The sequence below is a fragment of the Cupriavidus sp. HY129 genome, assembly GCF_059492215.1.
The window spans coordinates 820,062-840,853 of record NZ_CP083255.1; the positions used below are offsets into that span (position 1 = coordinate 820,062).

General features: G+C 61.9%; 16 protein-coding genes. 10 read left to right on the forward strand and 6 right to left on the reverse strand.

The genetic code is table 11. From position 1 onward, the window contains the following. Nucleotides 1-1,027 precede the first annotated feature (1,027 nt). Together K6G35_RS20125 and K6G35_RS20130 are read left to right on the forward strand one after the other, a co-directional pair. Entirely contained in the window at nucleotides 1,028-2,731 is a 1,704-nt protein-coding gene (locus K6G35_RS20125) for an AMP-binding protein (RefSeq protein WP_008643985.1), read from the forward strand. A gap of 179 nt (nucleotides 2,732-2,910) precedes the next feature. Next, nucleotides 2,911-3,648, forward strand: coding sequence for an IclR family transcriptional regulator (locus K6G35_RS20130; RefSeq protein WP_035882875.1), 738 nt, complete (start codon nucleotides 2,911-2,913; stop codon nucleotides 3,646-3,648). Between the two features lie 28 nt (nucleotides 3,649-3,676). On the opposite strand, the gene K6G35_RS20135 is transcribed toward K6G35_RS20130, so the two are convergent. After that, nucleotides 3,677-4,573, reverse strand: coding sequence for an HpcH/HpaI aldolase/citrate lyase family protein (locus tag K6G35_RS20135; RefSeq protein WP_035883070.1), 897 nt, complete (start codon nucleotides 4,571-4,573; stop codon nucleotides 3,677-3,679). Between the two features lie 249 nt (nucleotides 4,574-4,822). Between K6G35_RS20135 and K6G35_RS20140 the strand changes: the two genes are divergently transcribed. From K6G35_RS20140 to mprA, 8 genes are all read left to right on the forward strand, one after another. Continuing rightward, nucleotides 4,823-6,199: an MmgE/PrpD family protein gene (locus tag K6G35_RS20140; protein ID WP_495676904.1), complete on the forward strand. Its 1,377-nt coding sequence runs from the start codon at nucleotides 4,823-4,825 to the stop codon at nucleotides 6,197-6,199. Then, entirely contained in the window at nucleotides 6,196-6,732 is a 537-nt protein-coding gene (locus tag K6G35_RS20145) for a MaoC family dehydratase (protein ID WP_051705400.1), read from the forward strand. Before K6G35_RS20140 ends, K6G35_RS20145 begins: the two co-directional genes overlap by 4 nt. Before the next feature lie 26 nt (nucleotides 6,733-6,758). Next, nucleotides 6,759-7,973, forward strand: a complete 1,215-nt coding sequence (locus K6G35_RS20150) for an acyl-CoA dehydrogenase family protein (protein ID WP_234707005.1) — start codon at nucleotides 6,759-6,761, stop codon at nucleotides 7,971-7,973. Next, nucleotides 7,970-8,455: a MaoC family dehydratase gene (locus tag K6G35_RS20155; RefSeq protein ID WP_286882389.1), complete on the forward strand. Its 486-nt coding sequence runs from the start codon at nucleotides 7,970-7,972 to the stop codon at nucleotides 8,453-8,455. Before K6G35_RS20150 ends, K6G35_RS20155 begins: the two co-directional genes overlap by 4 nt. After that, complete coding sequence (locus K6G35_RS20160; RefSeq protein ID WP_186425748.1) at nucleotides 8,452-9,693, forward strand: CaiB/BaiF CoA transferase family protein; 1,242 nt, start codon at nucleotides 8,452-8,454, stop codon at nucleotides 9,691-9,693. The genes K6G35_RS20155 and K6G35_RS20160 overlap by 4 nt, the downstream gene beginning before the upstream one ends. Before the next feature lie 43 nt (nucleotides 9,694-9,736). Further along, on the forward strand, nucleotides 9,737-10,648 hold the full coding sequence (locus tag K6G35_RS20165; RefSeq protein ID WP_186425747.1) for an HpcH/HpaI aldolase/citrate lyase family protein: 912 nt from the start codon (nucleotides 9,737-9,739) through the stop codon (nucleotides 10,646-10,648). 119 nt (nucleotides 10,649-10,767) lie between these two features. Beyond that, complete coding sequence (locus K6G35_RS20170) at nucleotides 10,768-11,805, forward strand: Bug family tripartite tricarboxylate transporter substrate binding protein (protein ID WP_035882871.1); 1,038 nt, start codon at nucleotides 10,768-10,770, stop codon at nucleotides 11,803-11,805. 366 nt (nucleotides 11,806-12,171) lie between these two features. Beyond that, nucleotides 12,172-13,872, forward strand: a complete 1,701-nt coding sequence (gene mprA, locus K6G35_RS20175; protein WP_495676905.1) for an MprA protease, GlyGly-CTERM protein-sorting domain-containing form — start codon at nucleotides 12,172-12,174, stop codon at nucleotides 13,870-13,872. Nucleotides 13,873-14,128: 256 nt separating this feature from the next. Here mprA and K6G35_RS20180 read toward each other — a convergent pair whose 3' ends face one another. The 5 genes from K6G35_RS20180 to K6G35_RS20200 all read right to left on the reverse strand — a co-directional run bounded on the left by K6G35_RS20180 (nucleotide 14,129) and on the right by K6G35_RS20200 (nucleotide 20,784). After that, nucleotides 14,129-14,392 carry a hypothetical protein gene (locus K6G35_RS20180; RefSeq protein WP_035882868.1) on the reverse strand — a complete coding sequence of 88 codons (264 nt, stop codon included), beginning with the start codon at nucleotides 14,390-14,392 and terminating at the stop codon, nucleotides 14,129-14,131. A gap of 215 nt (nucleotides 14,393-14,607) precedes the next feature. Further along, nucleotides 14,608-15,219 (reverse strand): hypothetical protein, encoded by a 612-nt coding sequence (locus K6G35_RS20185; RefSeq protein WP_495676906.1) that lies wholly within the window; start codon nucleotides 15,217-15,219, stop codon nucleotides 14,608-14,610. A gap of 1,112 nt (nucleotides 15,220-16,331) precedes the next feature. Further along, nucleotides 16,332-17,717: a capsule polysaccharide biogenesis protein gene (locus K6G35_RS20190; protein ID WP_495676907.1), complete on the reverse strand. Its 1,386-nt coding sequence runs from the start codon at nucleotides 17,715-17,717 to the stop codon at nucleotides 16,332-16,334. Nucleotides 17,718-17,722: 5 nt separating this feature from the next. Further along, nucleotides 17,723-19,771 (reverse strand): capsule polysaccharide biogenesis protein, encoded by a 2,049-nt coding sequence (locus K6G35_RS20195; RefSeq protein WP_495676908.1) that lies wholly within the window; start codon nucleotides 19,769-19,771, stop codon nucleotides 17,723-17,725. A gap of 50 nt (nucleotides 19,772-19,821) precedes the next feature. Further along, entirely contained in the window at nucleotides 19,822-20,784 is a 963-nt protein-coding gene (locus tag K6G35_RS20200; RefSeq protein ID WP_035882862.1) for a KpsF/GutQ family sugar-phosphate isomerase, read from the reverse strand. Between the last annotated feature and the right edge of the window lie 8 nt (nucleotides 20,785-20,792).

Consider the following 20,792-nt stretch of genomic DNA (forward strand, 5'->3'; position numbering starts at 1 on the left):
GCTGGATGACGCGATCGGGAAAACGGGGTCTGGTTGTTTTCCCGATCTTCCTGCAACTGGCTACTACCAAACGCTCCGTGTTTCGGAGCGGTCCCCACAAAAGTCGGTATCGGGCGTCGCGAGCCTGGTTTCAGCCGAAGACGACGCTCTGAAATCTTGTACTGTCCGGTCCCGGCGACTCGCCGCGCGTCAGACAGTGACCGGATAGTAAATGGGAATCGATCTCATTACAAGGGATTTTTTCGATCGGGGTTTGCGGTCCGATAGGTAGGGCCGGTATCAAGCAGCGGATTCGCCGACACTCGCCCCACTGCGGCATTGCCGCTTGTCGTGCCGTTTCCGACTGTCCGAACGTGTTCAGACCGAACATGCTCCGGCCTTCTGGCTGCTAGCGCACAGATCTTGCCATTCGAGCGAGCGTAGTAATGGCAATACTTGCCGGGTTCCTGGGCAAGAGCCCGCTCTGCATGCTTGCCATGCCGCTATCGAATCCGCGTTGATGGCGGGGCGGCAAAGCGCAGTGCGCCGTCGTCCTGACATTCGTAGGATGCGCTGTGGGTGACAATCTCAAATCGGCTTGCGCCGCTCTCATATCCGCCAGTGTCATCATCTTTGCCTATGCAAAGGTCTCGAACACCGAGGTAACTTCCGTGCTTGCCCAATTGTTCCACGTGGTCGCCGAGCCGTTGCGCTGGCTCCTCTAGAGCGGCCGTCCCCGGGGCGGACGCATAGTAGAGAATGCATCCCTGGACTGGATCCCGGGCCAAGTTCATCGACGCGACCGCAGTCGGAAGCCGAAGCAAGTTCTGGCTAGTTCATTCCCGCCAGACACGCTGGTATTCCCCGGCTGCCAGCGCCAACCCCCGAACCTATACTTCAACGTTGTTGCAGCGCGACTTCATGCCAGTCGCCCACGCGTGGCGGCGGGGTACTGCTGGGTGTTGGCTGGAATGCCGCGCACCGTTCAATGTATTGGTAATTCGTTGTCCATTCGAGAGCGCTCTACCGCGCCAACCAGGAGACAAGGATGAAAGACGGGGCATCAGGAGCTGCGGCATTCGTCGCCGCACGGGATTTTCTGCTGCGACATCGCGCGGACTACGAACGCGCATACGGGGAATTTGCCTGGCCGCAGCTCGGCGAATTCAACTGGGCGCTCGATTACTTCGACGTCATGGCTCGGGGAAACGACAATCCCGCACTCTGGATTGTGGACAGCCCCGATGATGCGGGCGCGCCATTGTCTTTCAGGGAGATGTCGGAACGGTCTTCTCGCATGGCCAACTACCTGCGTGGCGTAGGTGTCTCGCGCGGCGACCGGCTCCTCCTGATGCTGCCCAATCGGGTCGAGTTGTGGGACGTCATGCTGGCGGCGATGAAGCTCGGTGCCGTCGTGCTGCCTGCCACGACCCAGCTATCTCCCGACGATGTTCGTGATCGCGTGCAACTCGGCGAGGCGCGGTTCGTCGTGGTTGACGGTGCGGAGCTGGGCAAATTCGACGGCGTTGACGCGAGTGTCACCCGTATCGCGGTGGGCGAGCGTGTCGCCGGGTGGCATCACATCGGCGACGCGTATCAGGCGTCGCCAACCTTCGTCCCGGACGGGGTGACTCGCGCGACGGATCTGCTGCTCCTGTATTTCACGTCGGGCACGACATCGAAACCGAAGCTGGTCGAACACACGCATCAGAGCTATCCAGTTGGCCACTTGTCGACGATGTACTGGATTGGGCTGCAGCCCGGAGACATCCACTGGAACATCAGTTCCCCGGGATGGGCCAAGCACGCATGGAGTTGCTTCTTCGCGCCTTGGAATGCCCAGGCGTGCGTCTTCATCTACAACTTCGCCCGCTTTGTTCCGAGGGATGCGCTGGACGTGCTCGTGAAACGCAACGTAACCACGCTCTGCGCCCCGCCCACGGTATGGCGAATGCTCGTGCAGGAGCCATTGGCTTCGTATGCGGTAAAGCTGCGCGAGATCGTCGGGGCAGGAGAACCGCTCAACCCGGAAATCATCGAGCGGGTGCAGAGCGCGTGGGGCATCACCATTCGCGACGGATTCGGGCAGACCGAGACTACCTGCCAGATCGGCAACCCGCCGGGTCAGCCCGTCGTGCCCGGCTCGATGGGCAGGCCGCTTCCCGGGTACCGTGTCGATCTGGTGGATCCGGATGATCATCTCGCAAACGAAGGCGAGATCGTCCTCTCGCTGGCCAGCCGCCCGCTTGGATTGATGGCGGGCTATTCGAACAACGAGAAGGCGACTGCGGAAGCCATGCGCAATGGCTTCTATCACACGTCCGATATCGCGATGCGCCGGGACGACGGGTACCTTGTCTACGTGGGTCGTGCGGACGATGTCTTCAAGGCATCGGACTACCGGCTGAGTCCATTCGAACTGGAGAGCGTCCTGATCGAACACGAAGCCATTGGCGAGGCCGCCGTTGTGCCGAGCCCAGACCCGGTGAAGCTGTATGTACCAAAGGCCTATGTCACGGTTCGCCAGGGCTACGAGGCGGGCCCCGAACTGGCCAGGGCAGTATTCCGCTTTTCGAGAGAGAAGCTTGCCCCGTACAAGCGGATTCGCAGGCTGCAGTTCAGCGAGCTACCCAAGACGATCTCCGGAAAGATCCGGCGCGTTGACCTCCGCCGCCGCGAGATGGAGCGCGAGGATCAGTCGTCGAGGATGCCCGGGGAATACTGGGAAGAAGATTTCCCCGACTTGCGTTGACTGATGTTGACTGATGGCGTGGCAAGACCCGCGGAGGGCGGATCAGGAACCGCACTCCGCTAGCCGAACTTGCGATTTCGTGCCGACGGCAGGCACCCGGCGCGGTCTGGTTTTCCCGGTTCCATCACCCCTGATCCGGGCTTAAACTTGACGCCTCGCTGATATCACGGGGCGCTCAGATGGATAACAGGACGGTCAAATCCGCGGATCGTGTGTTCGACCTGCTGGAGTTGTTTGAACGCGTGCGCCGGCCGCTGCGCGTTGGCGAGATTGCCGAGCGTCTTGGCGTTCCCCAGTCCAGTGTTTCCATGCTGCTGCGAACGATGGTGGCGCGCGGCTATATGGAGTTCGACGCGCAGATGCGCAGCTACTGCCCCTCCGTCCGGGTGGCATTCATGTGCGGATGGACCACGCGAAAGCAGGGCGCCGGCGCCTCCGTCCACGACGCGATGCAGCGGCTATCGAGCGAGACCGGCGAGACGGTGCTGCTGGGGCGCCAGAGCGGCAATATGCTGCAGTACCTCTCCGTTATCGAATCCAGCCAGGGGCTCCGCCTGTCGGTATCGTCCGGCACCATCCGGCCGATGCATCGCACCGCCATCGGCATCATGCTGATGAGCCGGATGGAAGACGAACAGATCGGACGGATGCTGCGCCGATTCAATGCCGAGGTTCCTGCTGGCGAGTCAGCCGTGCGGCCCGCCGAGATCATGCGTGCCATCGAGCAGGCACGTCGGCAGGGGTACTACGAATCGGCCAGTCTTGCCTCCCCGGGGGCCGGCGTGATCGCCACGCTTGTGGCGACGCCGATACGAGGACAGTGGCTCGGCATCGGCACCGGTGGCCCGGTGGCGCGGCTGCACGCGCGGCGCAAGAAGCTGCTGGCCGCCGTGCTCGCGGTGGCGCAGGACTGCTGAGCGCCGCTGTCCGGGAAGAATCAACCAGTTAGCCGGGCAACTGCTGACTGCGTGTCTGAATCGCATCCAGCTTGGTCAGTAGTCGCGTCGCCTGTTCCAGATGCAGGCGCTCGACCATGCGTCCATCCAGATTGATGACACCCGCCGCTTCGTGTTCGGGACGCGCGAAGGCGGCCACGATCGCGCGCGCATCGGCAATCGCGGCGTCTGACGGCGTGAACGCCAGGTTGGCGGGCTCGACTTGCGAAGGGTGGATCAGCGTCTTGCCGTCGAAACCCATCCGCACTGACTGCAGCACCTCGTTGTCGAAGCCCGCGCGGTCGCCGAAGTCGTTCCACACGCCATCCAGCACCTCGATGCCATATCGCTTGGCCGCGAGCACGATGGACATCAGCCACGGCACCAGATACATGCGATTGTCGCCGGGATAGACGCCGGTTTCCTTCGCGATGTCGTTGGTACCGACGACCAGGCACGCGAGCGAGACCCGGCTGTCCTTGCCGGCACGCAGAATGTCGTCGACATGATGGATGGCGCAGGCGGTCTCCATCATGGCCCACAGCCGGGGCGCGGGGCCGTCCACAAGCTTGCCGACCGCGGTGGCGAATGTCTCCAGATCGGCACCGGTATCGACCTTCGGCAACAAGACGGCATCCGCGCGGCACGTGGCGGCCGCGCGAAGATCCGCGTCAAATTCGGCCGTTCCCAGTGCATTCACTCGAATCACGGTCTCGTGCGCTGCAAATGGCTGCGCTGCGAACGCGGTGATCAGGTTCTCGCGGGCCTGGGCCTTCATGGCGGGCGCCACGGCGTCCTCCAGATCGAACACGATGACATCGCAAGGCAGGTTGCGGACCTTCTCGATGGCGCGTGGATTGCTCGCGGGCACATAGAGCACGGAGCGGCGAGGCGTGGTGGTGTTCATGGTCATGGGGTAGTGAGTGATGAAGAACGGCGCAGGCATCAAGGATGACACGGAGGCCGCAACCAGGCTTGCGATCGCAATCGAACGCTGATGCAAGTTTCCGCCGCGGGATTGTCGTGGCTCATCACATATGTGATGGATCGGCGCAATCCGGAACCATCACATATGTGATGCCACGCCTGCGGCCAATTGCCAATACTCAAGCCCATCGACAACAACCCAGCGCCCGCCACCACGGGTCGCCTCCGAGTGGAAACTGACAACACCATCGATAAAGCCACTGCTGGCAGCGGCACTGGCTTTACCCAGGCAATGGCCACCTGGATCAGCACGGTCGACGATGCGGAGATCGGCGAGCCAGCTTTCGAGTGGGCACGACATGCCATGCTCGACTGGGTCGCGGTCACCATCGCCGCTGCCAGTGAGCCGCTCGTGGAAATGCTCACGGCAGAGTACGCCAGCCAGGCCGCACTGCCTTGCGCGCTGCTGGGCAGTTCGCGCCGCGCGGAGATGGCGCAGGCCGCGCTGATCAATGGCTCCGCCGGCCACGCCCTCGACTTCGATGACGTTGCTTCGGCGATGCATGGCCACCCGACCGTACCCGTGGCGCCCGCGGCGCTGGCAATGGCGCAGGCCACCCGCGCCAGTGGCAAGGACCTGCTGCGCGCGCTCGTGGTGGGGCACGAAGTGGAAAGCAGGATTGGTGAGATCGTGGGCACGGAACAGTATCAGCTGGGCCTGCATCCCACCGGCACAACGGGCACGCTAGGCGCGGCCGCAGCGTCTGCCAGGCTGAGTGGATTGGATCCGACCACCACGGCGCACACGCTGGGACTGGCCGCGACACAGGCCGCGGGGCTCAAGTGCATGTTCGGCACGATGGCCAAGCCGCTGCACGCGGGCAAGGCGGCCATGAACGGCGTGATGGCCGCCCGGCTGGCAGCACGTGGTTTTACCGCCAATCCGAACGGCATTGAATGTTCGCAGGGCTTCGGTAGCACGCAGTCGCATGCCGCACCGGTGTTTCCGGATGCGTTCGAACGGCGGACGAGCATGGCCATCGAACGCACGCTGTTCAAGTTCCATGCCTCCTGCTACCTCACGCACTCGACCATCGAGGCTGTGCGTGCCGCGTGCCGTGAGCATCAGATCGATCTGGATGCACTGGAGGCAATGACCATCTTCGTGGCCGGCCCACATCGCGGCGTGTGCGACATCGCCAATCCGCAGTCCGGCCTGGAGATCAAGTTCGCGATCCAGCATCTCGCGGCGCTGGCCATGGATGGTGCGCCCACCGCTTCGCTCGCGTTGTACTCACCCGAAACCGCGTGCGCGCCGCGCTACGTCAAGGCACGGAAGCGGATCGCGCTGGAGGTGGTGCAGGGCCCGGATCGTAATGCTGCCACCGTGCAGATCGTGACGCGCGACGGCCGCACGATTCGCGCGCAAGCCAACGTCGCGGTCCCGGCCACCGATCTCGCATTGCAGTGGCAACTCCTGGTCGACAAGGCGCGCGCCATCGTCGTGCCGCGCGTGGGCGCGGCGAAATTCGCAAAGCTGGTGTCCGCGATCGAGTCGCTGGACCGGCTCCCTTCCGTTGAACCCTTGTTCGAGGCGATCCAATGACCTCCACTCAATCAAAAGCCGGTCTCGCGACTGAGAACCCCGTCGACCCGGTTGTCGCACGCCTGAGGCGGGACGCCCAGCTACGCGTCCGCGGCAACCGCTACGAGGACTTCGAACCAGGCCTGCGCTTTGCGCACCACTGGGGCCGTACGGTAACGGCGGCGGACAACACCATGTTCTCGGTGCTGACGTTGCACTACAACCCGCAGTACACCAATGACGCGGTGGCGCAGGCCAACGGTTATGCGGGCGTGCCACTCAATCCGCTGCTGGTGTTCAACACGGTCTTCGGCCTCTCGGTGGAAGACCTGTCCGAAGGCGGTGGCCCATTTCTGGGCGTGGATGAGCTGGCGTACCTCAAGCCGGTCTATCCCGGCGAGACGCTCTACGCCAGTTCGGAGGTCGTGTCACGCCGGCCCGCCAGCAATCGGCCCGGCTACGGCATCGTGACATGGCACACGCACGGCACCAATCAGCAAGGCGAAACAGTCATCGAGTTCAAACGATCCAATCTGGTCAGGATGAGGGGATAAGCATGTCGGGAGATGGTCTGGGATACATGACAGAAGAGCGCCGCATGATCCGCGATGCGGCGCGTGAGTTCACGATGAAGGAAGTGCTGCCGGTGGCCAATGCGCTGGACGGCCCGGATGCGGAGATTCCAATGTCCCTGCGCGACAAGCTCGCGGAGATGGGGTACTTCGGCATCACCATTCCGGAGGCCTACGGCGGCCTTGGGCTTGGCATCTTCGAGTACTGCCTGATCTGCGAGCAGCTGTCGCGCGGCTGGATGTCGGTGGCATCGATCGTCGCACGGGCGCAGGGCGGGTGGATCATGAAGTCGATGCCGGAAGACATGCGGAAAGCGTACCTGCCCCGTGTGGTGCGCGGCGAGTTCCTCAATGCCAGCGCGCTGTCCGAGCCGGACACGGGCTCCGATCTGGCCTCGATCTCGTGCCGCGCAGTACTGGAAGGCGATGAGTGGGTTCTGACGGGCAACAAGTACTGGTGCACGTTCGCCGACGGCGCCGACTACCTGATCCTGTTCGCGCGCACCTCCGCACCCCCGGCGCCCGACAAGCGCTGGGAAGGGATCTCGTGCTTCATGATCGAGAAACCGCGTGGAAGCTTTCCGCCGGGGATGACCGGCTCTCCGATCCCGAAGATCGGGTACTTCGGCTGGAAGACCTTCGAGCTCGCGCTTGATGGCGTGCGCGTGCCAAAACGTAACCTGATGGGGCCAGAAGGCAAGGCATTCCTCATCATGGCGAAAGGTCTTGAAGGCGCGCGCGCTCACACCGCTGCGCGGGCCATCGGGCTGGCGCAAGGGGCGCTGGAAGACGCGATCGCCTATTCGCTGGAGCGTCGTCAGTTCGGCATGCCGATCGCCGAGTACCAGGCCATCCGCTTCAAGATCGCCACCATGGCCACCGAAATCGAAGCCGCGCGGCAGTTGCTCTACTTCGTCTGCAACGAGATCGACAGTGGGCGGCGCTGCGACAAGGAGGCGTCGATGGTGAAGTACTTTGCCTCCGAGATGGCCGAGCGCGTGACGTCCACCGCGCTACAGATCTTCGGTGGCGCGGGTTACACGAAGCTGTTCCCTGTGGAGCGTTACTGGCGCGATGCGCGGCTGACCAAGATCTTCGAGGGAACTTCGGAGATCCAGCAGCGGATCATTGCAAACAGCCTGCTCGGCAAATCGGAGGTGGAAGCCATGATCGCCAGCCGCGCCTATAGCGGTCAGGTCCGACACGGAAAGGAGGCAGCATGAAGCTCGCGGCGCTCACCAGTCCAGATGGTTACTTCGAACACTTCGAGCCCGGTATGTTGATCCGCCATGCCCGTGGCAAGACGGTGACGGAGATGGACAACGTCATGCTGACCAACATGGTCATGAACACGGCAGAGGGACATTTCAACGAGGACGCCATGCGGCGCGCCGGGGGCATCTTCACGCAGCGCGTGGTATTCGGCGGGATCAACCTGTCGATGGTGCTGGGCCTGGCCGCGCAGGACACCGCCGAGCACTGCCTGATGGAACTGACGCTGGACAAGATCCGCCTGTCGCATCCGGTGTTCCACGGCGACACGCTCTACGCGTTCACCGAGGTGGTCGGACGGGAGGCTGCCGATCGCGAAGACGCCGGCATCGTTCACTTTCGTCACTACGGCATCAATCAGGACGACAAGCTGTGCGTGCAGACCGAGCGAAAGGCGCTGATCAAACGCAAGAGCCACTGGGGTGAGAAATGAGTGGCGAGTCCGGCGCGACTGGAGCACTCAACGGCCTGCTTGTGCTGGACCTGACGCAGATGCTGGCTGGTCCATATTGCTCGATGATGCTGGCCGACCAGGGCGCGCGCGTCATCAAGATCGAGCCGCCGGGCGGCGACAACACCCGGCGCAATGGTCCACACCTCGACGGCGCGGTGAAAATGGAATCGGGTGGGTTTGGTGCCTACTTCGGTTCCATCAACCGCAACAAGGAATCGCTGGTGCTCGATCTGAAGCAACCGGCGGGGCGCGAGACATTGCTGCGCCTGGTGCGCAGCGCGGACGTGCTGGTCGAGAACTACCGCGCCGGCGTAATGGAGCGCTTCGGTTTGGGCTACGAGCGTCTGGCCCGGGAGAACCCAAGGCTGGTCTACGCGGCACTCCGTGGCTTCGGCGATCCGCGCAGCGGTGAGAGTGCCTATTCCGGATGGCCGGCCTATGACCCGGTGGCGCAGGCGATGGGCGGCATCATGGGTATCACAGGTCCGCAGCGTGGCGGGCCACCCACCAAGATTGGCCCGGGAGTTGGCGATATCGTGCCCGCGATGTTCCTGGCCTACGGCATCACCGCCGCATGCTGGCACGCCCAGCGCACCGGGCGTGGCCAGTTCGTCGATGTGGCGATGACCGACGCGGTGCTGGCCGTGTGCGAACGCATGGTGTTCCAGTTCAGCGTCACAGGAGAGGCACCCGGGCCGGAGGGCAATGGTCACCCATTGCTCTGTCCGTTCGGAATCTTTCCCGCCAGCGACGGCCATGTGAGCCTGGGCGTCCCGAATGATCGTTTCTGGAAGCTGCTGGTGGAGCGGATGGGTAATCCCGCATGGGCCGACGATCCCCGGTTCTCCAGCAACGAACTGCGCGTGTTGCACCGGCAGGAGGTGGAGCAGGCCGTCGGCGACTGGACCCGACTTCATACCAAGCATGCACTCGCGGACTTGCTCGGAGGGGATGTGCCGTTCGGCCCGGTCTTCGATGCCGCGGACATCTTCGACGACTCGCACTTCCGCACCCGAGAGATGTTGGTCGAGGTCGACCAGCCAGGCGCGACACGTGGGCTGACCATCGCCGGCAGTCCGGTTCGCATGAGCAAGACGCCGGGCGGCGTGCGGCGTCGCGCGCCCATGATCGGCGAGCACACCGACCGCACGCTCGCCGACCTCGGCTTCGATACCGGAGAGATCGCCACGCTGCGTGCGGGCGGCGTGGTGCAGTAGGTACGCAAGACAAAACTATTACCACTAGCAGGAGACACTCATCATGCAGGAACGAACCAAGCGGCTCCGCCGCTGCCAGCTATCCGTGCCGGGCTCGAGCGAGAAGATGATGACGAAGGCCGCCGCAATGGGCGTGGACTTCGTCTTTCTCGACCTGGAGGACGCGGTGGCGCCGAGCGAAAAGCGTCCGGCCCGGCGCAAGATCATTGATGCGCTCAATGGTCTCGACTGGGGCCGTACCACGCGTTGCGTGCGGGTCAACGACCTGACCACCGAGTACGCCTACGAGGACATCATCGAAGTTGTGGAAGGCGCCGGCCGCAATCTCGACGTGATCATGCTGCCCAAGGCGATGTCCGCCGCCGATGTGCAGTTCGTCGACAAGCTGCTGTCGATGATGGAAAAGAAACTTGGGCTGCCGCACCGTATTGGCATCGATGTGCTGATCGAAGAGGTGGAAGCGATGATGAACGTGGAGGCCATCGCAGCTTCCACGCCCCGGCTGGAATGCCTGATCTTCGGCATGGGCGACTACTCGGCCAGCCAGGGTGTGTCCATGCGCGATATCGGTGGCAGCGGCGGTTATCCCGGCGATATCTGGCACTACCAGCGCCAGCGGCTGACCATCGCCGCGCGCGCGAACAAGCTGGACGCCGTCGACGGTCCGTTTGCGGATTTCCGCAGCCCCGAAACATATCGGGAGGAAGCACGCCGGGCCATGATCCTTGGCATGGTGGGCAAGTGGGCGATCCATCCCTCACAGGTGGCGCTAGCGCAAGAGGTGTTCTCCCCGATCGCCGACGACGTCGCGCGCGCTCGCGACATGATGCGTGCCTACGAAGAGGCCCTGGCGCAGGGACTGGGCGCGGTTCAGTACGAAGGCAAGATGATCGACATCGCTTCGGTTCGCATCGTCAGGAACCTCGTGCAACGCGCGGACCTGATCGGCATGTAGCCGGCCGCATCTCCGCCCGGCCGTGGCAGATCGCCGTGGCCGACAGGAGCGCCGGTGTGTCGTCCACCTATCGCTACCGGCGCCTACCTGAAGTTGCTGACGTTTCAGGGAGACCATCCATGCACACTCCATCTCGCGCAGACAGTCGCGTGCACACACATGTCGTCGATGAGCGGCGGCGCCGGCTGCTGGGTGCCGCCGCTGCCTCGGCGGCACTGCCATGGCTATCGCCGAATCGTGCGTTCGCCGAAAACTGGCCCTCGCGCCCAATTCGCATCATCGCCGCGCAAGCGCCCGGCTCCTCAAACGACAGCACGTCGCGTGCGTTTGCGGAGTTTTTCTCATCCAGGCTGAATGTGCCGGTTGTCGTGGAGAACAAGCCCGGCGGCATCGGCATGATCGCTGCTGAAGCCGTGGCGCGATCCAAGCCAGACGGCTACACGCTGTTGTGCACCCTGCACAGTCAACTGGCGCAGGCACCTGTGCTGCTGAAGAAGCCGCCGATCGACCCATCGCGCGATCTCACGCCCGTGGCATCCATCAGCACTGGCGTGGGTGTGATGGTCGCCACGAAAGGATTGCAGGCGAACTCGTTCAAGGAGCTGATCGCGCTGGCGAAGAAGCGGCCGGTCAGCGTGGGCAACTATGGCATCGGCTCGGGATGGCAGTTGATGGTCACCCAACTGAAGAAGCTGACCGGCGCCCAACTCGACATCATCAATTACAAGGGCACCGGCGCGATGATCGGTGACCTGCTGGCTGGTCATATCGACATCGGCGCCGGATCATTGCTGGGCATGTCAGGCGGTCTGGCCGCAGGTGGCCTCAAGCCGCTGCTGATCATCTCCGGTCCGCGCTCCCCAAAGCTGCCGGGCGTGCCGACCTGGGTGGATGAAGGCATCAACGATCCGATCTTCGCGAACCTGGCGGAGTGCAACATGCTGCTCGGTCCCGCCGGGTTGCCCAAGGACGTGGTCGACCGCCTGGCGATGCTCGTGCGGCAGTCGATGACGGAATCGGAGGCGGTCAGGAACGTTCGGGAACAACTCGGCAGCCAGGATACGCCCCTGACCGGTGATGCGCTGCGGCAATTTATCGCCGCTTCCTGGCCGACCTATCAGTCCGTCACGAAGGCGGTGGGATTGAAGATGGAGTGATGTTTGGTGAGTTCCGGGGCATGCCTTCCCCTTGCGATTGACGAAAATGTAATCTCGTTGAAATCGGCCAGAAACTTCCGGTCTGATATGTTCAAGACGCGGTTTCGCCAGTTCCCCAATTGGCGCCGCAACTCCCCTTCCCCGCCCAGTGTTCGCTGGGCGGTCTTTTCATGCCGACAATGCGCGCATCTCCGCGCCAGTTCCTCCCATTGATGGCATGTCACGATCCCCGGCGAGGAAGTTTCCGTATCTTGATTCAGAAACGCCCGGTGTGAGGCGCGGGGGCGGCTGTGTAAGGTGATGCGATGCCGTGCGTCGTATTCGCGTAAAGATTAACCGGCATCGCGTCCCCACACAGGAATCCAGATGCCGCTCACCTTGTCAAAGGCTTGCCCCCGATCGCTCCAGCTCGCCCTGATGATTGTCGCTGGCGTCGCACTGTCTGGCGTTGCCTTTCCGGCAGCCGCTGGCGCGAGCGTTGCGACCTACACCGGCAACTACATCGTGCGTTGGCGCGATGGTAGTACCACGATCGATGCCGCAGGAGACACCGCACGCATACGCCGCGTCGAATCGAATACCGGGCTCGGCATCGCCGTCAAGCGCCCGATGAGCGGAACGATGCAATTGCTGGCAATCCAGGACAGCCGTGGCGAAGGCCCTGAGGCCGTTGCGAAGCGCTTGCGAAATGACCCACGCGTTGCCGACGCCGTACCGGACCGGTGGCTGCGGCTACACGACACCGTTCCTAACGATCCGGATTTCAGCTATCAGTTGCCCTACATGGGCGCACCAGCTAACTCGGCCGGTGGCGTCAACCTGCCGCGCGCATGGGATCGCTCGCGTGGCGCGAGCCGCGTCGTGGTGGCAGTCGTTGACACTGGCTACCTGCCGCATCCAGACCTTGCCGGGCGACTCGTTGCGGGATACGACTTCATCACGCCCACTGACGTATCGCAGGACGGAGACGGCCGCGATGCCGACCCGACCGATCCGGGGGACTACGTGCCGAGCGGCACCACCTGCCCGGACGGTAGCGGCGCATCCAATAGCACCTGGCACGGCACGCGCGTGGCAAGCGTCATCGGCGCAATCACCAACAATGGGCAAGGTATTGCTGGGGTCGACTGGAATGCGCGTATTCAACCAGTAAGGGTATCCGGCCGCTGTGGTGCCTTGCTTTCCGACACTATCGACGGCATGCGCTGGGCAGGCGGGCTTAGCGTGCCCAACGTGCCGCCAAATCCTACACCCGCACGCGTGGTCAACATCAGCCTTGGTGGAGGAACGTGCTCGAGCTTCGAGCAACAGGCCATCAACGATCTGAATGCCGCTGGCGTGATCGTGGTGGCGGCGGCGGGCAACTCCTCGGGCGCCGTCGAGTCCCCGGCCGATTGCACTGGCGTGATCGCGGTAACGGCACACGCCAACGACGGGGAGAACGCGAGCTATGCCAATGTCGGGCCGGAGGTGGCAATCAGCGCGCCAGGCGGAGGCTGTGGCACCTCCAGGCTCAGCGTGTCGGGCGGCGTTGCCACATGTGCGTCACCCGCCGGCATGTCGTACATCGCCACACTGAGCAACAGCGGTGCGGCTGGGCCCACAGCATATTCGGTCGTCGGCTCTCAAGGCACAAGTTTCGCCGCACCCATCGTGTCAGGGGTGGTGTCGATGATGCTGGCGCAGAATCCGGCGCTGACCCCAGCGCTAGTCACTTCGGTGCTGAAGGCAACAGCGCGTCCGCATCCCGCCAATACGTACTGCGCAACAGGCAACAATGTCGGCGATTGTGGCGCGGGGTTGCTTGATGCCGACGCGGCGCTGGCAGCGGCGCCCAAAGCTTCGGCGGCGACGTCGACAACCCAGCCACCGGCGCCCCCCACCGGCGGTGGCGGCAGCAGCAACGGGGGTGGTGGTGGCAACAGCAACGGCAATGGGGCAGGTGGCGGAGGTGGCGGAGGTGGCGGTGCATTTGCGCCGTGGAGTGCCGCCGCGCTACTGATGATTGGATTAGCGGGATTTGCGCAGCGCCGATGTGCGTGGCGCGCGGGTCGGGGCGCCACGTGAGGGCGGTCGCAGTAAGAAGATCGTCGGGCCCGCGCTCATCGGCGAACAGAGGAATGCATTCGGATTCTTCCATGGCATCAACCGGACGTGTCCGATTGATGCGCTCATTGCCAAAACGGATACTTGACGTTGCCGGCGGGTTACCCGACCCGCTGGAAGATTCGTTGAATTGACCCCAACGATCTTTTCCCGCTACGCCCATCTCGAAGATGGGCGTCTTTTTTTGCGCTTGCAGCGTGCGCCTTCTGTGAAGGATCTACTTCTTGTCGATCCCGTTACTGCACGTGGAGCATTGATTCGTCTGTGCTGGTGCTACAAAGTATCCAAGCTGTTCCGGTGTGAGCGGTTCGGCAGCAACTCTTCCCTGTTCGGAGAGAATGTCGATGGCATCCAGAATCATGATGGTTCGCACATTAAGTGCCCTGGCCAGCTGACAAGCAGCGAAGCGTTGGCCCGGACGCCGGTTCAGATACAGGAAAACCCTCTCGTACAGGCTGCGTTGATGGGTTCTCGTGGTCATTCCGTGCTCCTGAGGCAGCTCATATGAGGGAACGCATTCGGTGAATGGAGCCTTGCATTGTAGGAATGAGTACTGACGGTGAATTCAGGAGTATTCACAATGTGCTGACGTACTTGTCCTAATTGCAACCATGCTGCGCTGAACCCAACAAGCTCGGTTCGGAAAGGGCGATCTGGCGAAAACAAATAATGCAGCGACGTTCGCGTGGACCCCGATCACCATACCTTGAACTTCAGTTGCAGCGACAGGGAGCCGACGTTCTTGTCTCCCAATGGCGGCACGAGAACAAGGTTGAACCCGAACCTGCCATAGGCGTAGCTGAGTGTCGGCAGAATCATCGGAACCCAGCTACCGTGGTTGAGTTTGGGGTATCCACGTATCACACCCAAGGCAGCGCCGAGCTGAGTAGGGCCGAGGGTGATCGGTTGCCAGCTGACGCCGCCATAGGTGGATTGCTTGCGCACGCTGTTCACGTATGTCCCGGCGATAATCCCGGTGTCTTCGTTGAAGCGCCACTCTGCCCCGAATCCGAGATTCAGTGGATTGCGTTCCTCAATTTTGGTGAATTGCAGCGAGATGAATCCAGGATTGATCCAGAATTGCTTTTGGAAACTGCGGCTTGCTTTATCCGCATCCAAATCCGTGGTCGCTGCGTTCGTGCTTACTTCTGCGGTCAGTTCCGCGTTCTGCTCTGTGCTGGTCTCGGCCGCCGATACCGCTGTTGCCGCGCATCCAGTAGCAAGCGTGACGAATACGGGAAGTATGAAAGCGACGAGGGAAATACGGGCGCACGATACCCGCTCGACCTGAGACGACAGGTTAAGCATGATGGCTATTCCGATAGTGAATTGCGAGAAATCCGGGCATCACGTCGACTCGCCTGGCATCCATGGCGTGTCGCGTTAGTTGCCCTTCATGTAGTCATGCAGACTGATTGGAAATCTATGGCGGTTCGCGCATGAAATGCCCCCGGCGTGGTAGCGGTCGTTCTGATCCGAACCATGCGGATAAGCATTAATGACTCGGAATATTCCGAATTCTAGATCTGAAATTTCCGAATAGAGATCTAGCTATCACAATTTGTCACAAGCCAGCTAATCGTATTGGTGCGTGACGATCGGCTGACGGATCATCGCGAGAGTGCGATGGCGAGCACCACTGCTTGCGGTAGATACAACTCCACCGGGAAGTCGGCAAATCAGAGAGGGGAATGACGCGCGAGGTGTCGAATGGTGCAATCGGCTATACGAGGGATGACTCAGCCGTGGATCCGGCATGCGCCTGCTCAGGAGAGCAGGCGCACCAGATAGGTCCGTGAAGGTGAGCAGGGACCGGTCCAATCAGAGGCGAGAGGAAAGCTCGACTCTTACGTCATGATCGCTGATTTTCCTGGTTTCTGGCGTACGCTGCTTCAGATTGGCTTCAGTGAAAATTCTTGGATAGCCTGGCCAGCATCGGTGCGCTTGCCTCGTCCATGTCATCGCACGGAAGTATGCCTGCTGACAACTGTGCGTCAGCGTCTGGTCTCGGCATGACGAGAGCGTCTGGCCTACTTCCAAAAAAAAAGCCGCTCCGGGAGGAAGCGGCCATACGGGGAAGTGCGAATACTGGGGTCAAAGCAGTATCAACACGAGGGATAACCAACGGACAACATCCCTTGTCCTCCATTTTTCATGCGGAGACGGAATTGAGGTCAGGGAAATTTCTTTTTTTTTGCGAGGGATTTCTGATTGCTTGTGGACGAGTTCATGCGAGAACGCCAAAGCCAGCGTCATGAGTTTGTGTGGCGATGGCGTCTTGAAGTTGCAATTGCCCAGAGGAGGTGATGCTCAGTCCGTTGCTAACGCCATCGCATGCCGGCTGCGCTGGTTCATGCAGCTTTGGCATCAGTCTTATTGGGCCTCTCCCGCTGGAAAACCTGACAGCGCCTTATCCAGGGCTACGAGTCGTAATCCGAGAATGGTTTTCGCGGCAAGGGATTCTGCGGCAACGGTTCGGCGCCCGTGACCAGCCTGCTCGCGATCGCCCCGAAGCGTTGTATTCCGTGGATCGAGGCTCGCAGCAGGCGACCGGTCATTTCGACGAGAGTCCTTGCGGCGCAGCGAATGCCGCGCATCCCTTGATTGGGCACGGTCTTTCCTCCGGTGTAGAAGGACGCGTTGACTTGGGACTGGTGAATGACATAGTGCTTCCAGCGGATCCAGTCCAGCCGGTTCGCCGGTTGGGCGAACGTCCAAAATTCGTCGAGCGTTCCTTGCCAGGTCATGCGGGTGTGCCCGTAGAAGGAACGGCCGAGAGTCATGACGGGGACGCCGTGGTGCAGAGCTTGTACTCCCATGGTCGAATTAACTGTGACCACCCCGCTGCTACGTCGCAACAGAGACGGCAAACGCGGATCATGGACATATACGACCCTGTCAGCCACTGCGAACCGATCGCTGATAGCAGCAATCGCTGCTGCATAGTCACGATGCCCCCTATCCATGGGGTGATGCTTAATGACCAGCAGCGAGTCCGACGGAGCGAATCTCGAGAACGAGAAGACGGTCCATTCGATAACGTCCTCCATTCGACGCCACGGACTGCGACTGCGGATCTGACTATCGTTATAAACCTGCAGAGCCAGCAGATAGAACCGCGGATGCCCAGGCATAAGCAGCCGCGCCACCTGGCGTCTTTCGCGGAGTCGGTACCAGGGCTTGCGGTAAGCCGCCCGGATCCAGCAAACCAGTTCTCGCAGCCGGAACGGCTTATGGTGCCGGTAGGCTGGGTAGCGTCCCGCCGCGGCCCATCCCGCCGCGAAGTAGCGCAAGGCATGTCGCGCCATCTTCCAATAGGCACCGGGATACTGACGTAGCCCCTCTGGCGCCGGAAGCAGCGGTACTGCGTCCAGAGGGATACGGGCCAGCGGGGAATCGGCGTTAACCCCTCCGGGTTCCAGAGTGATGAAGTCAGGGCGAAGGTAGCCTTCTTCGAAGGCCCAGAAGTCGAGCCCGAGTTCCTGAGCGATCCCGGCAGCGATTCTGTGATGACGCCGTGAACTTCCGAAAACGACGATGGCCTCCACGCGCGTCCGGATCACCAGTTTCCGCAACCAGTCGCTCCAGGCGACCATCGGCTGCGTAAAGTGGAGCACCCGTTCACCGTAGTAGTAGAGGTCATCCCCGCCGTTGAGATTAACCTTCCAGACTTCAGTCCCCTGCTGAGTCAGGTCTTCTCGCAGCTGAGCAAAGAACGGCCCTACAGGCCCTTGCAGAAGCAGGACTCTGGCATAGACGCCAAGCCGACCGACAACACCGTCAGCCGCGTATGCATGACCTTTCATCGAAATCAGACGTACCTGCCATGCTGCAGGACGGAGCGGGCCAGATGGCCAGCCTTGCGCCCCTGCCTGACGAGCCAGGACTCGCTTGTCGCACCGAGCCTTGCACGCTTGCGCTTCGCAAGCCAGTCGACGACGTCCTCCACCGAGCAGAATCCCTCCACACCCGGCAAGCGGTAGCGCGGATACAGGCACAGCGCGACAAACACCAGCGCGTCCAACGTCAGACGCCGCTGTCTGCGCGGCAAAGGAAAGTGATCCGTGGTCAAGCCCCAGCCGGCGTAGAACGGCGCGCCATAGCAATGCACGGCCTTCCCTCGCAATAGGGCCTCAAAGCCGGACAGTGACGTCATGACATGTACCTCGTCGGCCAGGACCAAGCAGGCGCCGAGACTAGCCTCAGTGATGATCTGATCAGCCAGTATCTCGGAGGCCGGCTTTAGCGAGCCAATGCGGTTCCCAGCCTCGACGTCAGGATGACTCTTGTAAATTACCCATGCATCCGGATTTGCACGGCGTGTCGCGGCGAGCAAGGCATCGTTGCCCCTAACCAGAGTCGAGCCATTACGGACAGAGGCATCGTCCTCGACTTGCCCGATCACCAGGATGATTCGTTTTCCCAACGCTTGTGCGGGCAGGACTGGAATAGCCGAATGCCCAAGGTTGTATTTGTCGATGCCATTGCGGACAAGCGTTTCGCGTAGCCGTCGGCCACGCCCGGCATCGTCCGGATTCACTGTGCGCGTAGAGAGCAGTTGTTCCAGCTTGCTGGCCGACTTTGGGTCGTAGTGAACGCCATCTGGATCGACAGCAAGCGAAAGTGGGGCATGGAGGTCAGAGCCAAGCCCTGCGGAACGCACGAACCCGTCCTCCATCTGCAGAACGGTCAGTCCACGAGCCCGCGCGCGGGCTATCAAGCCAGCATGACGATCGCCCCAGATGGCGATTGTCGTATCCTGAGGCAGCCGGCTCAGCTTGTCCGGACTGAGGTGGCGCAGGCTCCTGATCGTGCTCGCTGAGAGGAAGGGCATGACTGTGGCCCGCTTCCAAAGCGACATTCCGACGCAGTATGTAGGCGCCCTTCCTTCCTGCCCGATTGCCTTGTTGCGGGCCAGCCAATCGATGACATCGAAGATCGATGCGGACTGCCCCGTGACCGGATGAATGTAGCGCGTATATTGGATGTAGGCGGCGACGAATAGGTCAACTACGTTTCGTTGCCTCCCACGCCGCAGTGCGAGGCGAGCCGCTTCCGGATGTACGTCATGAGTGAGGCCCCAGCCCGCATACCAGGGCAGACCAAAGCAGGTCACCGGCTTACCGAGCATCAATGCTTCGAATCCCATTTGGGAAGTTGCCACGTAGACGTGATCCATCTGCGCGAGCAGCGAGAGAGGGCAGCATTCCTGCGCCAGCAAGCGGACGCGGCTATCCAACTGCCATCGCTCGTAATGCCCGCGCCGCCTGCCGGAGAGAACGTCCGGATGGGTCTTGATCCATATCTCGGCATCCGGATGCTCGGCAAGCGCGGCCGCGATCATCCGCGCAAATGTGTCCGCGCTTGCACCACCACGTAACAAAGACAGATCGCCTTCCGTCTGGTCCACGACCAGCACATGAGGCTTGCCCGGCGTGCTCGCGGGAAGGTGCAGCTCGCCCATGTGGTTGTACTTGGTAAGCCTGTGCTGCAGCACCAACTGCATCGCCCGGGCACCGGCATCCCGCTCGGCCGCCGACGCGTCTCCCTGCGCGATGTACTGCTCCAGGCGGGATGGACGGCGAGCATCGTAGTAAATGCCCAGATCATCTACCACCAGCGAGAGAAGACCCTGTCTGCTCCGTCCCGGATGAATGGAACGCAGAAAGCCGTCCTCCACAGACAGGAATGGCAAGTGCCGCCGCGCGGCCCACGCGCGGGCCTTGATGCTGGATGGTTTATCGCCCCAGCCGAGCACGGCATCGACATGTTGCCGGGGGCGAAAGGCGACGCCCTCGTGAAAAAACCTGCGAAGCCCGGGCGTGCGCCACAGGCCCGGAGTGACCACCGCGAATACCATGCGAATCCTGAGCGAAACCTGGAATCAAACCGTCATCGATATGCTGATATCTAGTGCACGCCGGGTGCCTCTTCCGCGTTATGCATTTGGAAGATGCCAATGACCCGACCATCAATGTCCTGCACAACCAATGCGCCAATCTTCTCCTGGCGCAACAGCGCTTCCGCGTCACCAACGCGCGAGTCCGGCGCGATAGCCTTTGGCCTTGTCGACATCAAGTCTTCCGCGAGGATGGAGCGATAGTCATGCACGGTGTCGAATCCGCGGCGGATATCGCCGTCGGTAATGATGCCGAGCAAGCGATCTCCCTGCATGACCAAGGCCAGCCCCATGCGACCCCGATTGACGACATGGACCACGTCCTTGAAGCACGTCTGTGCGGTGCATACGGGCAGCGCACCCTTATGCATGACGTCCGCCACTCGCATAAGCAGGCTCCGTCCGAGGCTGCCGCCCGGGTGAAACCGCGCGAAGTCCTCCGGCTGAAATCCGCGTTTGGAGGCCAGCACGACAGCCAGCGCGTCTCCCATAACCAGCGCGGCCGTAGTGGAACTGGTTGGCGCCAGGTTGTTGTTGCATGCTTCACGCTCGACGCTGATGTCGAGAATCGTATCTGCCGACTTCCCCAGCGTCGAGGCAGGCTTACCGGTCATGGCGATGACGTAGTTGTTCTGATGTTTGAGGAACGGCAGCAAGCGCACCAATTCCTCCGTCTCGCCGCTGTTGGAGATCATCAGCACGACGTCAGTCGGGCGAATCATGCCTAGGTCCCCGTGAAAGGCCTCTCCAGCGTGTACGGAGAAAGCCGGGGTGCCCGTCGACGCCATGGTGGCCGCAATCTTCCGGCCAATCAGGCCGGACTTCCCCATGCCGACAACGACCAATCTGCCTTTCATGTTGAGGATGCACTTCACGGTGCGCCCAAAATCCTCGCTCACGCGTGCGTTCATCGCCTCCAGCGCGCGGATTTCCGTGGCTACCACTTGCTTTGCAAGGGAAATTGACTCTGGCATGTTCCGTT